This window comes from Spiribacter curvatus, from assembly GCF_000485905.1.
Taxonomy (GTDB): Bacteria; Pseudomonadota; Gammaproteobacteria; order Nitrococcales; family Nitrococcaceae; genus Spiribacter; species Spiribacter curvatus.
Genome location: NC_022664.1, coordinates 1,186,983 through 1,202,101 on the forward strand (window position 1 = coordinate 1,186,983; position 15,119 = coordinate 1,202,101).

The 15,119-nt window shown below is 62.6% G+C and carries 15 protein-coding genes; 8 read left to right on the forward strand and 7 right to left on the reverse strand.

The features are described 5' to 3' along the window. Window positions 1–4: 4 nt before the first annotated feature. Window positions 5–568 (reverse strand): biotin transporter BioY, encoded by a 564-nt coding sequence (locus SPICUR_RS05860; protein ID WP_041381758.1) that lies wholly within the window; start codon window positions 566–568, stop codon window positions 5–7. 116 nt (window positions 569–684) lie between these two features. On the opposite strand from SPICUR_RS05860, the gene SPICUR_RS05865 reads away from it, so the two are divergent. After that, window positions 685–1,767, forward strand: a complete 1,083-nt coding sequence (locus tag SPICUR_RS05865; RefSeq protein WP_023367039.1) for a TRAP transporter substrate-binding protein — start codon at window positions 685–687, stop codon at window positions 1,765–1,767. 4 nt (window positions 1,768–1,771) lie between these two features. Here the strand turns inward: SPICUR_RS05865 and SPICUR_RS05870 are convergent, their stop codons facing one another. Genes SPICUR_RS05870 through SPICUR_RS05880 form a run of 3 tightly spaced genes read right to left on the reverse strand, consistent with a single transcriptional unit; the run spans window position 1,772 to window position 4,855 of the window. After that, on the reverse strand, window positions 1,772–3,142 hold the full coding sequence (locus SPICUR_RS05870) for a TRAP transporter large permease (RefSeq protein ID WP_041382337.1): 1,371 nt from the start codon (window positions 3,140–3,142) through the stop codon (window positions 1,772–1,774). Then, window positions 3,142–3,666: a TRAP transporter small permease subunit gene (locus SPICUR_RS05875; protein ID WP_041381759.1), complete on the reverse strand. Its 525-nt coding sequence runs from the start codon at window positions 3,664–3,666 to the stop codon at window positions 3,142–3,144. The genes SPICUR_RS05870 and SPICUR_RS05875 overlap by 1 nt, the downstream gene beginning before the upstream one ends. Window positions 3,667–3,712: 46 nt before the next feature. After that, complete coding sequence (locus SPICUR_RS05880; RefSeq protein WP_023367045.1) at window positions 3,713–4,855, reverse strand: iron-containing alcohol dehydrogenase; 1,143 nt, start codon at window positions 4,853–4,855, stop codon at window positions 3,713–3,715. A gap of 255 nt (window positions 4,856–5,110) precedes the next feature. On the opposite strand from SPICUR_RS05880, the gene SPICUR_RS05885 reads away from it, so the two are divergent. The 5 genes from SPICUR_RS05885 (at window position 5,111) to SPICUR_RS09915 (ending at window position 10,025) form a co-directional block, all read left to right on the forward strand. Further along, window positions 5,111–6,130 (forward strand): amino acid ABC transporter substrate-binding protein, encoded by a 1,020-nt coding sequence (locus SPICUR_RS05885; RefSeq protein WP_023367048.1) that lies wholly within the window; start codon window positions 5,111–5,113, stop codon window positions 6,128–6,130. 90 nt (window positions 6,131–6,220) lie between these two features. Then, a complete protein-coding gene (locus tag SPICUR_RS05890; protein ID WP_023367050.1) occupies window positions 6,221–7,408 on the forward strand; it encodes an amino acid ABC transporter permease in 1,188 nt (395 codons plus the stop codon). Window positions 7,409–7,412: 4 nt separating this feature from the next. Further along, window positions 7,413–8,513 carry an amino acid ABC transporter permease gene (locus tag SPICUR_RS05895; protein ID WP_023367052.1) on the forward strand — a complete coding sequence of 367 codons (1,101 nt, stop codon included), beginning with the start codon at window positions 7,413–7,415 and terminating at the stop codon, window positions 8,511–8,513. 17 nt (window positions 8,514–8,530) lie between these two features. Then, entirely contained in the window at window positions 8,531–9,334 is an 804-nt protein-coding gene (locus tag SPICUR_RS05900) for an amino acid ABC transporter ATP-binding protein (RefSeq protein WP_023367054.1), read from the forward strand. Window positions 9,335–9,350: 16 nt separating this feature from the next. Further along, on the forward strand, window positions 9,351–10,025 hold the full coding sequence (locus SPICUR_RS09915; protein ID WP_023367056.1) for a response regulator: 675 nt from the start codon (window positions 9,351–9,353) through the stop codon (window positions 10,023–10,025). 5 nt (window positions 10,026–10,030) lie between these two features. Here SPICUR_RS09915 and SPICUR_RS05910 read toward each other — a convergent pair whose 3' ends face one another. The 3 genes from SPICUR_RS05910 to ppsR all read right to left on the reverse strand — a co-directional run bounded on the left by SPICUR_RS05910 (window position 10,031) and on the right by ppsR (window position 11,823). After that, window positions 10,031–10,453, reverse strand: coding sequence for an Rrf2 family transcriptional regulator (locus tag SPICUR_RS05910; protein WP_023367057.1), 423 nt, complete (start codon window positions 10,451–10,453; stop codon window positions 10,031–10,033). Window positions 10,454–10,465: 12 nt separating this feature from the next. Then, window positions 10,466–10,939 carry a DUF1249 domain-containing protein gene (locus tag SPICUR_RS05915; protein ID WP_023367059.1) on the reverse strand — a complete coding sequence of 158 codons (474 nt, stop codon included), beginning with the start codon at window positions 10,937–10,939 and terminating at the stop codon, window positions 10,466–10,468. A gap of 62 nt (window positions 10,940–11,001) precedes the next feature. Beyond that, window positions 11,002–11,823: a posphoenolpyruvate synthetase regulatory kinase/phosphorylase PpsR gene (gene ppsR / locus SPICUR_RS05920; protein ID WP_023367061.1), complete on the reverse strand. Its 822-nt coding sequence runs from the start codon at window positions 11,821–11,823 to the stop codon at window positions 11,002–11,004. Window positions 11,824–11,900: 77 nt separating this feature from the next. On the opposite strand from ppsR, the gene ppsA reads away from it, so the two are divergent. Both ppsA and SPICUR_RS05930 read left to right on the forward strand, forming a co-directional pair. Beyond that, the gene (gene ppsA, locus SPICUR_RS05925) at window positions 11,901–14,276 is read left to right on the forward strand and encodes a phosphoenolpyruvate synthase (RefSeq protein WP_041381761.1); all 2,376 of its coding nucleotides are present in this window, start codon (window positions 11,901–11,903) and stop codon (window positions 14,274–14,276) included. Next, window positions 14,276–15,112, forward strand: a complete 837-nt coding sequence (locus SPICUR_RS05930; protein WP_023367065.1) for a sulfurtransferase — start codon at window positions 14,276–14,278, stop codon at window positions 15,110–15,112. The genes ppsA and SPICUR_RS05930 overlap by 1 nt, the downstream gene beginning before the upstream one ends. Window positions 15,113–15,119 lie beyond the last annotated feature (7 nt).

A 15,119-nucleotide genomic window follows, 5' to 3' on the forward strand; every position in this document is an offset into this window, starting at 1 on the left:
GTCCCTAGCGGCGGCGCGTGATGTGCGCCATGCCCCAAGCGACGAGCCCGGCACCGATCACTTTCAGGATCGCACCCGGAATGAAAGGCACCAATCCAGCAACGATGGCCTGCTCGACACCGCCAACCCAGACGGCCAGCCAGGGAAGCCCCACTAGATAGACCGGCAGATTACCGATTGCCGCGGCGGCGATCGCTGTCAGCGGGTGCCGCGCCCAACCGTGGAGCGCCAGATAACCAGCCACCCAGGCCGCGGCGACCATCCCCAGGAGATATCCGCCGGTGGGACCGGCCAGATACGCAGGGCCGCCACCGCCAACGAACACCGGCAGCCCGACCAGTCCCTCAGCAAGATAGGCGAGGACCGTCGCGGCGCCCAGCGTTGGCCCGTAGACCATACCCAGCGCCAGCACGACAAAGGTCTGCATACTGAAAGGCACGGGCCAGAACGGGATTTCAACCCGGGCCGACAGTGCCAGCAGGACGGTGCCTGCCAGCACCGAGACGACCTGGCGCGAGCGATTGCCACGTGCCCAGTCGGACACCATTGACGGTGTGTATGTCGTCATCACGGACTCCCTGTAATATCTGATGGGAACGGTAGCAAACCCGGGACCCGCCGTCAGCCATTGCGGGCGACGGAGGGCCCGCATTAACCTGCGCTTTTAACCGGAGGAGTGGGATCATGGACCGACGTGGATTTATCAAAGGCGCGGGTACCGGACTGGTGGCGGCGGGCAGTGTGAATGCGCCGGCCGTTATCGCACAGCCGCAGCGCTTTCGCCTGAACCTCCTCACCTCATGGCCGGCGTCACTGGATAATCTCTACGGGACGGCGGAGTATTTCGCCCGTCGCATCGAGGCGATGACCGATGGTGCTGTCCGCGCCCGGACCTCTCCGGGTGGCGCCGAGGTTGGTCCGGTCGAGGTCTATGATGCCGTTTCCAGCGGTGCGTTTGAGGCCTGCCATACCGCCCCTTATTACTTCATTGGCAAGAACCCTGCCCACGGCTTTTTCACGTCCCTGCCCTTCGGCATGACCCTGGAGCAGCAGAATGCCTGGATGACCGCCGGTAACGGACAGGCCCTCTGGGACGAGCTCAACGCCAAGGACAATCTCATCGCCTTTCCCGGCGGTAATACCAGTGCCCAGTGCGGCGGCTGGTTCAACGTCGAGATCAATTCACCCGAGGACCTTCAGGGCCTAAGGATGCGCTTTCCCGGGCACGGTGGTCGGGCGATGGCCAAGGCCGGCGTTAATATCCAGCAGCTGCCCGGCGGCGAGGTCTTCACCGCGATGGAGCGCGGCGCCCTTGATGCCGCCGAATGGGTCGGCCCTTATGATGACCAGATCCTTGGCATGCAGGACGTTGCCCAGTATTACTACCTGCCAAGCTGGGCGGAGCCCAGCGCCATGCTCGGCTTCTACTTCAACCTCGATGTCTGGAATCGCTTCCCGGCGGATATCCAGGCGCAGATCCGCGCCTGCTGTGCCGAGGCGAATAACTGGATGGCCGCCCAGTATCTGGCGAAAAACCCGATCGCCCTGCAGGAGCTCCAGGCCGATGGCGTGAGTGTCCGCGACTTCCCCGATCCGGTCCTCGCCGCCTTCCGCGAGGGTGCCGACGAGGTGCATGCCGAGGACATGGAGAACGCCGACTACGCCCGTATCCACGCCGACTGGTCGGCGTTCCGGGATCGGCTGCGGGGTTGGGATGAGGTGAACAGCTACCGCTACCGTGAGTTCATCTATCGCGACAGCGAGTGAAGGCTCAGTCGGCAAGCCCCGGCAACCAGGTCACGAGGCCAGGGAAGGCGACAATGACCAGTAGCATCATGAGCTGAATGGCGATATAAGGCAGGATGCCCGCATAAATCGCCCGCGTCGGCACCGCCTCGGGTGTTACTCCGCGCAGGTAAAAAAGCGAGAACCCGAACGGTGGAGTCAGGAAAGAGGCCTGCAGATTCATTGCGATCAGCACGGCAAACCACAGCGGACTGAGTCCGAAGCTCTCGGCGATGGGGCTGATCAGCGGCACCACAATGAACGTGATCTCGATGAAATCGAGGAAGAAGCCGAGCACAAAGATGGTCAGCATCACAAAGAGGATGAAGCTCAGTTCGCCGCCGGGGAGCGCGAGCAGGAAGTCCTCCACCAGCCACTTGCCGCCCATGGCACTGAAAACCGTGGCGAAGACCGTCGCCCCCACCAGGATCGTGAATACCATTGCGGTCAGCCGTACAGTGGTATCAGAGACCGAAAACAGGTTATTCCACGACAGCTTGCCGTAGGCGAGTGCCAGCAGCAGGGCCCCGAAGGCACCCATCGCACCGGCCTCGGTGGGCGTGGCGATACCAAAGAAGATCGTCCCCAGCACCGCCCCCACCAGTGCCAATGGCGGCACCAGACAGCGCAGGACCGCGATCCACAGCGCACCCGCCGCACCCCGGTCATCCGCCCCGTCCGGCAGTGCCGGTGCCGCAAGGGGACGGCGCCAGGCCACCAGGGCAATCCAGACTATATAGGCCGCTCCGAGCAACAGCCCGGGGATGAGGGCGCCGACAAACAGGTCACCGACGTTGACGCCCATCTGATCACCCAGGATGATCAGCACGATCGACGGCGGAATGATCTGACCCAGCGTGCCACTCGCGGCAATGGTCCCGGTCGCGAGCCGTTGGTCATAGCCGTACTTGAGCATCACCGGCAGCGCCAGCACGCCCATGGTCACCACTGAGGCACCGACCACACCGGTGGCGGCGGCGAGCAGCATACCGACCAGTACCACCGAGATGGCCAGGCCACCGCGCAGCCGGCCGAAAAGTCGCCCCATGGTCTGCAGCAGATCCTCAGCGAGGCCGGATCGCTCCAGCATACTGCCCATAAAAATGAAAAACGGCACGGCCACCAGGGTGTAGTTATCCATCACCGAGCCATAGACCCGCTGCGGCAGGATATTCAATCGCGCGACTCGGAACAGCGGCTCCCAGGGCAGGCTGATGCCCAGACCCGGCAACCAGTCGCTACCGATCAGCGTGAATAGCAGTCCCGTCCCGGCGAGTGCGAACGCCACCGGATAGCCGGTCAGCAATAGCATGAGGAGGACGGGGAACATCGCCAGGGGCAACAGCTCTATCAGCATCATGACCCGTGCTCACGTAGCGTCGCAGCCGCCTTGATGGCCTGGCTGACCCCCTGCAGCAGCAGCAGCGTAAAGCCGATCAGGAGCACCGTTTTGATCGGGTAGAGCGGAAGCCCACCGGGATTGGGACTGACCTCAAGGCGTGACCAGGCCAGAGCGACGTAGTCGATGCCATACGCGATCATGACCCCACAGAACGGAACGAGGGCCAGTAGCGTACCGAGCAGGTCCACCCAGGCGCGTAATCGGCGACTGAACCGAGTCTGCAGGATGTCGACCCGGATATGCCCATCGTGGCGCAGCAGATAGGCACTGCCGAGCAGGAAGATGATCGCAAAGGCCTGGATCTGGCCTTCCAGCAGAGCGTTGGATGAGAGCTGCATTCCCAGTCGGGCACCGAGGTAACGTCCAACGACATTAATCACTCCAAGCGCGATCAGCAGCAGCGCCACGCCCCGCAGGACGATGCCGACCCGATCGTTCAGGGCGTCGATGGCCCGAGACAAACGCAGCAATACTCGCATCAGGCTGCGAAGTATGGCGAAGCGCTATTGCGCCGACAAGCGCGGATCACCACGCCTGTTCCATCACTTCCACCAGTCGTTCTGCAGGCAGCACCACGGGATTGCCCTGCATCGACGAGGACCGCGCCGCCGCCTCAGCGATGACCGGCAGTTCCGCCGGATCCAGGCCCGCATCACCCAACCCGGGCAGACCCTGCGCCCGCGCCCAGACCGCCAGATGATCGATCGCGCTGTGGACCTCGCAGCCAAGTGCCTTGGCGATCCAGTGCTCGACCTCCCCGATCCGGTCGGCCGTTCGCCCGTCGGTCGCCGCTCGATTCGCCCGCAACACGGCCGGCAGTAACGCCCCGGCAATCGCGCCATGGGGCATGTCGGTCATTCCCCCGAGCGGTCCGGCCAGGCCATGCACGGCGCCTAGTTTCGCATTGGCAAGGGCCAGTCCGCCGGATAGGCTCACCCACGCCATGGTATCGCGCGCGGCGGAATCCTCCTGCGCCATGAGCGTGCGCAACGCATCAATCCCGAGCGGGATGGCATCGCGACACAGGGCATCGGTGAAGCGATTGGCGCGGCAACTGATGAACGGTTCGATCACCTGCGTGATGGCATCCAGACCGCTCGGGAGTGTGACCGCTGCGGGGGTGTGGTCGGTGAGCGCGGGATCAACGATCGCCACAGCGGGCAAAAGTCGGGGGTCGCGCAGCGAAACCTTGCGGCGCGCGCTGGGGACGTCAATAACGGCGTTGCGGGTCGCCTCGGTGCCGGTACCGGCCGTGGTCGGCAGTGCGATAAAGGGCAGCAACGCGGCATCCAATGCGGCCCCCTTCCCCACCACTTCCAGGTAGTCCACTGCCTCGCCGGTGGCGGGGATCAGTCCCGCGACAGCCTTGGCGGTGTCGATGACCGAGCCCCCACCCAGGCCGACCACGACATCCACACCGCTGCGACGTCCGGTGGCGACCGCCGCCTCGATGAGCGCGACATCCGGCTCGTGCGGGCAGGCAAAGGTGATCGGCGGACAACCGGCGGCAGTCAGCGCGTCGACGAGCCATTGCGATCGTCGAGGGTTCGCACCATGAATAAGCAATGGTCGTTGACCCCTGGTACCCACCGTCTCCGCGCCACTGGCGGCGGCGTCGCGGCCGAAGCGGATATGGCGGGGCAGATGCAGATCGAAGGCCAGCTCCATGGGCGCTCTCGCAAAAGAAATGAGCGTATATGCTCGCAGGCCGTCGAGGCAGCGTCCACGCCGCTGCAACGCGCCTTATCGGTGCAGTGGCTGATAGCCTTGTCCAGGATGGTGCATCCATGACATAAAGGTGATCGGCACACCCGGCTGAGGGTGCCTGAGGAGGAGAAACGGCACGCTTGGCATGGACTTTGCGTCCTTAATGAGTGCCGTACTGGCTTTGCACACCCTCGTTGAAAAGAGAGGAAAGCAGGAATGAAAAAGACAATCATGACCATGGGGCTCGCAGCCACCGGGCTACTGGCCTTCGCAGGCTCAGCGCAGGCTGCCACGCTGGAGGAAGTCCGTGATGCGGGCGAAATGCGCTGCGGCGTCAGCAATGGGCTTCCCGGGTTCTCGCAACCCGACAGCAGCGGTAACTGGAGCGGTATTGACGTCGACACCTGTCGCGCCGTCGCCGCGGCAGTCCTTGGTGATGCCGATGCGGTGGAATTCATCCCACTCACGGCCGCCGAGCGATTCACCGCGTTGCAGTCGGGCGAGATCGACATGCTGTCGCGCAACACCACCTGGACCACCACCCGCGACGCATCGCTGGGGCTCAACTTTACCGGGACGAACTACTACGACGGCCAGGGCTTTCTGATCAAGACGGCGCTCGGCGTCGACAGTGCCTATGACCTCGATGGCGCAGCCGTGTGTACCCAGGCCGGCACCACGACCGAGCTCAACCTGGCCGACTTCTTCCGGGCCAATGACATGGAATACGACGCGATCGTCTTCGATACGTCCGAGGCCAGTGCGCAGGGCTTCGACAATAACCGCTGTGACGTCCTCACCTCGGACACCTCGCAGCTGGCGGCCCTGAAAACGCAGCTGTCCGATCCGGAATCCGCGGAGATCCTGCCCGAGATCATTTCCAAGGAGCCGCTGGGCCCAGTCGTCCGTCAGGGCGATGACGAGTGGTTCAACGTGGTCAAGTGGGTCCTGTTCGGTCAGATCAATGCCGAGGAGTACGGCATTACCGCGGATAACGTCGACGAGATGATGGACTCCGACAATCCCAGCGTTCAGCGCATCCTCGGCGAGTCCAGCAACATGGGCGAAATCCTCGGCCTTGATGACGACTTCATGGTCGAAGTCATCACGCAGGTGGGCAACTACGGCGAGATGTTTGAGCGTAACGTCGGACCGGATACGCCGCTCGGCCTCAACCGGGGCAACAACGAGCTTTGGACGGAGGGCGGCATCCTCTACGCACCCCCATTCCGGTAATTGCACCGGTTCGCATGAACGATACCGGGGATCGATCATCGATCCCCGGTATCTCCCAGACTACCGAATAACGGGAACAGGCCGGCATCAATGAGCAGTGATCAGGGGCCGCTTAGGCCGGGAAACCCCAAGCCCTGGAACGACCCGCGGGTCCGCTCCCTGGTATTCCAGATCATCGCGATGGCCGCCGTCGCCTGGGTCGGCTATACGCTCTTCCAGAACACAATCACCAACATGGAAAGCCGGGGTATCAAGACGGGTTTCGGGTTCCTCAACGAAACCGCGGGCTTCGGCATCATCATGAGTCTCATCGAATACAACGAGACCATGACCTACAGCCGCACCTTTCTGGTGGGACTGACGAACACGCTCCTGGTGTCCGGACTGGGCATCCTCTTCGCGACGATTGTCGGCTTTATTGTCGGTATCGCGCGGCTCTCGACCAACTGGCTGGTCGCCAAACTGGCGCTCGCCTACATTGAAATCTTCCGTAACGTACCGCTGCTGCTGCAGATTTTCTTCTGGTACTTCGCTGTGCTTGGCAACCTGCCCGGACCACGGCAGGCGACCGAGGTCGCTGGAGTCGCTTTTCTGAGCAACCGCGGCATTATTATTCCCAAGCCCGTCTTTGAATCCGGTGCGGGCTGGATGGGCATGACGCTTGTGATCGCGCTGATCGTGTCCACAACGCTCGTCATCTGGGCACGACGCCGCCAGGCCGCCACGGGTCGGATTTTCCCCGCTTTCCCGGTCTCATTGGCGCTGATTCTGGGGCTGCCGACGCTGGTCTACTTCCTCACCGGTCAGCCCATCGGGTGGGATATCCCCACATTTGGTACGTTCCGGTTTACCGGCGGCATCACAGCGATCCCGGAGCTGGGCGCCCTGCTCGTCGCACTCACGATCTATACCGCCACATTCATCGCGGAGATCGTACGCTCGGGCATTACCTCTGTGAGCAGCGGACAGACCGAGGCGGCGCTGGCGCTGGGTCTGCCACCACGGCGTGTGCTGCGACTGGTGGTTGTTCCCCAGGCGCTGCGCGTCATCATTCCACCGCTGACCAGCCAGTATCTCAACCTGACCAAAAACTCGTCGCTGGCGGTCGCGATCGGCTATCCCGATCTCGTGAACGTATTCATGGGCACCTCGCTCAACCAGACCGGCCAGGCCGTGGAGATCGTCGCGATGACGATGGCGGTCTATCTGACGATCAGTCTCAGCATCTCGCTGCTGATGAATATCTATAATCGCGCGGTCGCGCTCGAGGAGCGGTAGAGACATGGCCACCCATCAGCCACTCCCCAGCCAGTCAGCACCGGTGGTCCAGCGCGGCATTGTCCGTTGGTTACGCGAGAATCTGTTCTCCAGCTGGCTTAATAGCATCGTGACGCTCGTGGTGGGCTACTACCTGCTGACAACCCTGGTGCCCCTGATCGACTGGGCATTCTTCAGCGCGGTGTTCACCGGCGCGGGGGTCGAGGCCTGCAATCCCAACAGTGCCTGCTGGATCTTCATCCAGGAGCGTTTCGGCTTTTTCATGTATGGCTTCTATCCGGAGGCATTGCGCTGGCGGCCCACACTGGCCTTCGTGCTCTTTGCCCTCGCCGTTGTGCCCCCCTTTCTCCCACTGCCCTCGCGAGTGGGTCGCTGGGCCGGCATCTTTGGCATCACCGGCCTGCCGGTCGCGGGCTACATCCTCATATCCGGCGGTCTGTTCGGGCTGGAATCAGTGAATACGTCCCAGTGGGGCGGGCTGATGCTGACCCTGATCCTCGCCTACGTCGGCATCATCGCGGCGCTGCCGATCGGTGTCGCACTGGCGCTCGGCCGACGCTCAGAGATGCCCATCATCCGTGGCATCTGCGTGGTCTTCATCGAGTTCTGGCGGGCTGTACCACTGATCACCATTCTGTTCATGGCATCGGTGATGCTCCCACTCTTCCTCCCCGACGGCGTGAGCTTCGACAAGCTCCTGCGCGCGCTCGTCGGCATCACCTTATTCCAGGCCGCCTATATGGCCGAGGTGGTCCGTGGCGGGTTACAGGCAATCCCGCGGGGACAGTATGAAGCGGCAGAAGCACTGGGGTTGGGCTACTGGCGCCGGATGCGGCTGATCATCCTGCCGCAGGCACTGAAAATCGTGGTCCCGGGCATCGCCAACACGGTCATATCGCTTTTCAAAGACACGACGCTGGTTCTGATCATCGGGCTCTTCGATCTGCTGGGCGCGGTGAAATCCACGCTCAGTGATCCGGCATGGAACAATGTCATGGCGGAGGGCTATCTGTTCGTCGCCTTCTGTTTCTGGGTCTTCTGCTTTGGCATGTCCCGTTACAGCCATCGCATTGAGAAACAGCTCGATACCGATCACCGCCAGTAAACAAAAGGATGCAAGGCATGGCAGACGATGGCGCGACACTCGAGGCCGATGTGATCGGGGCGCCGGTCGCCTCGGCGGCAAGCGATGAGAACATCATCCAGGTCACCGATCTGAACAAGTGGTTCGGCGAGTTCCACGTCCTCAACGCGGTCAATCTCAATGTCCAGAAGGGGGAGCGGATCGTGGTCTGCGGGCCGTCGGGATCAGGCAAATCGACGCTGATCCGCTGCCTCAATCACCTCGAGGCCCACCAGCGCGGCGAGATCGTCATTGATGGGGTCGAGCTCAATGAGGACGTCAAGAAAATCGAGGCCATCCGCTGCGAGGTCGGCATGGTCTTCCAGCAGTTCAATCTCTTTCCCCACCTCAGTGTGCTCGAAAACTGCCTGCTTGCGCCCATCTGGGTCCGCAAGACCCCGCGCTCCGAAGCGATCGACATGGCCATGCACTATCTCGAGCGCGTCCGCATTCCAGAGCAGGCCGACAAGTATCCGGGGCAGCTATCCGGCGGCCAGCAGCAGCGGGTCGCTATCGCCCGTGCGCTGTGCATGCAGCCCAAGATCATGCTGTTCGACGAACCGACCTCGGCACTCGACCCGGAGATGATCAAGGAAGTGCTCGATGTCATGATCGAGCTCGCTGGCAGTGGTATGACGATGATCTGCGTCACTCACGAGATGGGCTTCGCGAAGACGGTTGCCGATCGGGTCATCTTCATGGATGGTGGCCAGATCGTTGAGGCGGCCCCACCCCGCCAGTTCTTCACGAATCCAGAACAGCCGCGCACGCGCGAATTTCTCGAGCAGATTCTCCAGCACTGAGGAAACGGGTTATTGCATGAAGCGGGCTCTGATCATTGACCCGGATGGAAGTGAGCAGCGCCGCATCAGCCATATCCTGTACACGCTGTGGCCGCAGATTGATCTGGTCTCCACATCAGGCATCAAGGCGGCGTATCGGCACTTCGGTCGCTCGATGCCGGGACTGCTGATCACAGACTTCTACCTGCCCGATGGCTCGGGCCTGGAGCTGATCGAGCAGATGCGCATGCTCTACCCCGATTCCCCCCGGGTGCTTCTGACCCGTCACGACGATGACCCTCACCTCCTGGCGGCACTGCGACAGGGCGTGAGCGGTTACATTCTCAAGGATCAGGGGAGTGAGGGGGTCGCTGCGCTGATTGCGGCCATTGGCAAGGGTGAGCCTGGACTGTCACCGGAAATCACGCGGCGGATGATGCAGCAGTTCGAACACCCTCTCGTCGACCCTGAGGGCGGTCACCCGTCAATGCCGTCCAGTGCCGGGTCGGCAGGCCTGACCCAACGCGAGATCGAAGTCCTCTCTCTCCTCTCCCAGGGCTGGGATCGGCATCGGGTGGGCGACGCCCTGGTGATTCGTCCCTCGACCGTCGCCGGACACATCAAGTCGATCTATCTCAAACTGAATGTGTCCACCCGCGCCGAGGCAGCACTCGCAGCGGTCAAGCTCGGCCTCGTCGATCTCGAACCCTGATCCGATTATCCGCTGGCGGCGATGAGGGCCGGATCGGCGGCGAGATCAGCGAGCGTGATCCCACCCAGGAAGGCCTCGATCTGATCGGAGAGTTCGGCCCACAGATCGTGGGTGATACAGCGATTGCCCTCGGCGCAGTTCTCGTCACCGCCGCAGGCCGTGGTGTCCACGCGCTGCTCCACAGCAAGGATAACGGCCGCGATGCTGATGCGATCGGCCGCCATTGCCAGCTGGTAGCCGCCGCCGGGCCCCCGTACCCCATGGACCAACCCGTGCCGACGCAGCTGAGCGAAAAGCTGCTCGAGATACGACAGCGACAGGTCCTGGCGCTGGGAGATATCGGCGAGTGTCACCGGCCCATTCCCCTGGTGCAGGGCCAGATCCATGATGGTGGTGACCGCGTAGCGCCCCTTCGTGGACAGACGCATCAGCCGTGCCCCTCAGACCGACCAGCGACGTGCCGCTGGCCGCAGGATGACCGCATCCCCCTCGGTCGTGGGAAACCCATGCCCCTCGCCCAGACAATACAGCAGCCAGCGATTGAGGAAGCGATTGGCCGCCCAGCGCCACGCCAGCACTCCCCGCGCCGAAACCTCGGCGTCGGTCTTCATCACCTCAGCCACCCGGGCGTCGTGATAGATGCGGACTTGCAGATCGGGCAACGACTCGTCGCCCTCCGCCCGGGGAAAGCGGTGGGTCAGCATCAGCGTGGTCGTATATGGGCAGCGCTCGATCACTTCGAGGTGCAGATCAGGCCCGCGGTCAACACTCGAGACCTGCGCATCGCGCCGGCCGTCGAGCTGAGGGACGAGTCGGCGCAGATAGATATAGTTGCTTTCGTAGAGCTCCATCAGCGCCGCGAAACTGCCGTGTGGCGGCCGTTCCGCAACGATATTGCCGGTCTGCATCATCATGCGCGAATCGTAGCACAGGCACTGACCGGGCGACGCCCCCGACTGGCAATGCGACCGCGAATTTAATACAGTCGCCGCGGTAATTGGCGGGACTGAATGATCATGGCGGCGATCTCCTCGATGGACATGGTCGTTGTGTTCGAAAAAGGCAGTTTCTCTTGGTGAAAGAGCCCCTCGGCGCGGACGGTCTCATACTGGCACTGGCGCAGCGATGCGTAGCGGGTGTTGGCGCGCCGCTCGGCCCGGATCTGGGCCAGTCGCTCGGGCCGGATCGTGAGCGCATACACCCGCTGGCGATACGGCCGCAGCACCTCCGGCAACCGACCACTCAACAGGTCATCATCGGTCAGCGGGTAGTTGGCGGCATAGATCCCGTACTGCAGCGCCATGTAGATACAGGTCGGCGTCTTGCCGCAGCGCGACACACCCACCAGAATCACGTCTGCCTGTTCATAATGGCGCACAGCCGCGCCATCGTCAGCGGAGAGGGCGTAGTTCATGGCATCAATGCGTAGCTTGTACGCCCCGGGGTCAGCAATGCCATGGCTGCGGCCGATGGTATGGCTCGACTCCATACCCAGTTCACTTTCCAGCGGTCCGATGAAGGTGTCAAAGAAGTCCAGCACGACGGCGTTTACCCGGCGCAGGCGATTACGCAGACCCGCGTCGATGATCGTGCTGAACACAATCGGCCGCGACTGGTTGCGTCGCCCCGCCGCCTCGATCCGCTCGATCGCGGCATCAACCGCCTCGGGGCTGTCGGTGAACGGCATGCTGACCGGTGAGCAGTCGAGCGCAAATTGGGTCAACAGACTCTGGCCGAGCGTCTCGGCGGTGATGCCGGTGCGATCGGAGATAAAGAAAACGCTACGCGGGTCAGACATGGCAGGACTCAGCTTGATGGACCACAATCGGCGGTCAGTGTACCGGTGTGGAAAAAACTTTTAACGGGAGAGCGGTAGTGAGCGAATACGTAGTCTGGTTCGAGTCGCTGGGCATGAATGATGTCGAGCGCGTTGGCGGCAAGAATGCCTCCCTCGGGGAGATGATCAGCAATCTATCCGATGCCGGCGTGCAGGTACCGGGCGGATTCGCGACGACCGCACAGGCTTACTGGGATTTCCTTGACGAGAGCGGCCTGAGACCGCGGATTGAGGCCGCCCTCGAGGGGCTTGATATCGACGATGTCCAGGAACTCGCCCGGGTGGGCGCGAGGATCCGTGAGATGATTATCGAGACGCCCTTCCCCGCCCCGCTGCATGATGCAATCACCACCGCGTGGCATCAGCTCGTCGAACGGGCACGAAAAACCGATCTATCGGTGGCGGTACGCTCCTCAGCGACGGCCGAGGACCTGCCAGACGCCTCCTTTGCCGGGCAGCAGGAGACCTTCCTCAATGTCCGCGGTCTTGATGATGTGATGCGCACCATCCGCGACGTCTTCGCCTCATTGTTCAACGATCGGGCGATTTCCTACCGCGTCCACCACAACTTCGCGCATGCCAAGGTGGCACTGTCCGCTGGCATCCAGGAGATGGCGCGCACCGATATCGGCGCCTCGGGAGTGATGTTCACCATGGACACCGAGTCGGGTTTCCGCGATGTGGTGTTCGTGACCGCCTCCAACGGCCTGGGCGAGACGGTTGTTCAGGGGTCGGTCAACCCGGACGAATTCTACGTCCATAAGGCCACCCTCGCCGCCGGTCGCCCGGCGGTCCTGCGGCGGATGCTGGGCGAAAAGGCCATCAAGATGGTCTATGACGATGACCCCAGCAGCGATGAAACCGTGCAGATCATCGAGAACCCCGAAGCCGACCGGATGCGATTCTGTCTGACCGATGAGGAGGTGGAGTCCCTCGGCCGGCAGGCCATGACCATCGAGGCCCATTATGGCCGCCCGATGGATATTGAGTGGGGCAAGGACGGCGAGACCGGACGCCTCTATATCCTCCAGGCCCGCCCAGAGACGGTCAAAAGCCGTGACGGCGGTCAGAGCCTCCAGCGCTATCAGCTCCATGAGCGTGGCCAGGTGATGGTCGAGGGACGTGCTATCGGGCAGCGTATCGGCGCGGGGCGTGCCCGTGTGGTGGACGACCTTAACGACATGCACACCGTTGAGGCGGGGGATGTACTGGTCACTGACATGACGGATCCCGACTGGGAGCCGATCATGAAGCGTGCCTCGGCGATCGTCACCAATCGCGGTGGGCGTACCTGCCACGCGGCGATCATCGCCCGTGAGCTGGGCATTCCGGCAGTGGTGGGGACCGGGAATGGCACCGACCGCCTGCACGACGGCACCGAGGTGACGGTGTCCAGCGCCGAGGGCGATACGGGCTACATCTACCGCGGCATCCAGGATTTCGAGATACGCAACATCGAGCTCGGCAATATGCCGGAGCTGCCATTCAAGATCATGATGAACGTGGGCAACCCCGACCGGGCCTTCGATTTCGCTCAGCTGCCGAATGCCGGCGTTGGCCTGGCGCGGCTCGAGTTCATCATCAACCGGATGATCGGTATCCACCCGCGCGCACTGCTCGAATATGACCAGCAGTCCGATGACCTCAAAGCGGTGATCGACAACCAGATCGCTGGCTATGATGATCCGGTCGGCTTCTATGTCGATAAGCTCGCCGAGGGCATCAGCACCCTCGCGGCAAGCTTCGCCGATCAGCCAGTGATCGTGCGGATGTCAGACTTCAAGTCCAACGAATACGCCAACCTCATCGGCGGCGAGGCCTACGAACCCGAGGAGGAAAACCCGATGATCGGGTTTCGCGGGGCCTCACGCTACATATCCGATGATTTCCGCCCATGCTTCGAACTCGAGTGCCGCGCATTGCGCAAGGTCCGTGAGGAAATGGGGCTGACCAATGTCTGGATCATGATTCCGTTCGTGCGCACACCCGAGGAGGGACGTCAGGTCGTGGATCTGCTCGCGCAGAATGGCCTCGAGAAAGGCAAGGATGGGCTGAAGGTCATCATGATGTGCGAGCTGCCGTCTAATGCGGTACTTGCCGATGAGTTCCTGGAGATCTTTGACGGCTATTCCATCGGCTCCAACGACCTCACTCAGCTGACGCTGGGACTGGACCGCGACTCGGGTCTGATCGCACATCTGTTTGAAGAGCGTGATCCCGCCGTCAAGGCGTTGCTGCATATGGCCATTCAGGCGGCTAATCGCGCGGGCAAGTACGTCGGCATCTGTGGCCAGGGACCGTCCGATCATCCCGACCTCGCGCGCTGGCTGATGGAGGAAGGTATCGACAGCATTTCCCTTAATCCGGACAGCGTGGTCGAGACCTGGCTGTACCTCGGCGGTGAGACGACTTGATGGCCGAAATCATGCCACCGGTGATCACCCCGGAGCACCTCGTCGCGCACCTCGGTAACAGCGACCTGCAAGTGGTTTTCGTCGGAGACGGAGCGGTCTACACCCAGGGCCATATCGAGGGCGCGACCTGCATCCGCTATAGCGATCTCGTCACTCGCCGGCCACCGGCCAGTGGCGCCCTGCCAGACGCATCAGACCTGGCCGTTGTGCTGGGAGAGGCGGGCATCACGCCATCAACGCATGTCATCGCGTATGATGCCAGCGGCGGCGGCGCCGCCTCGCGTCTGCTCTGGACGCTCGACTGTCTAGGCCACTGGCACTGGTCACTGCTCGATGGCGGGTTAGGCGCCTGGCAGGCTGAAGGGCGGGCGCTGGTCAGTGGCCCGCCAGAGACAGACACTGGCACGGCACCTTACCCGGCGGCGTTGGACCATGGCTTTGCGCGCGCGGATGCGGACTATATCCAGGCCCACCTGGACGACCCCGATGTCATGATCGTGGATGCGCGATCGCCAGCGGAATACCGTGGTGAGGTTGTGCGTGCACAGCGCAATGGCCATATCCCCGGTGCCGTCAACCTCGAGTGGACCGACAATGTCGATCCTGACCGCGATGGCCGCCTGCGCCCCGCAGCCGCCTTAATGCAGGATTACGCCGACCTCGGCGTCACGCCTGACCATGAGATCGTCACCCACTGCCAGACTCACCATCGATCGGCGTTGACCTATGTCGTCCTGCGATCCCTGGGCTTTAAGAGGGTGCGCGGCTATGACGGCTCGTGGTCGGAATGGGGCAACGATCCAAGCCGACCGGTCAGCACAGCGACAGACGACTGATACCGCC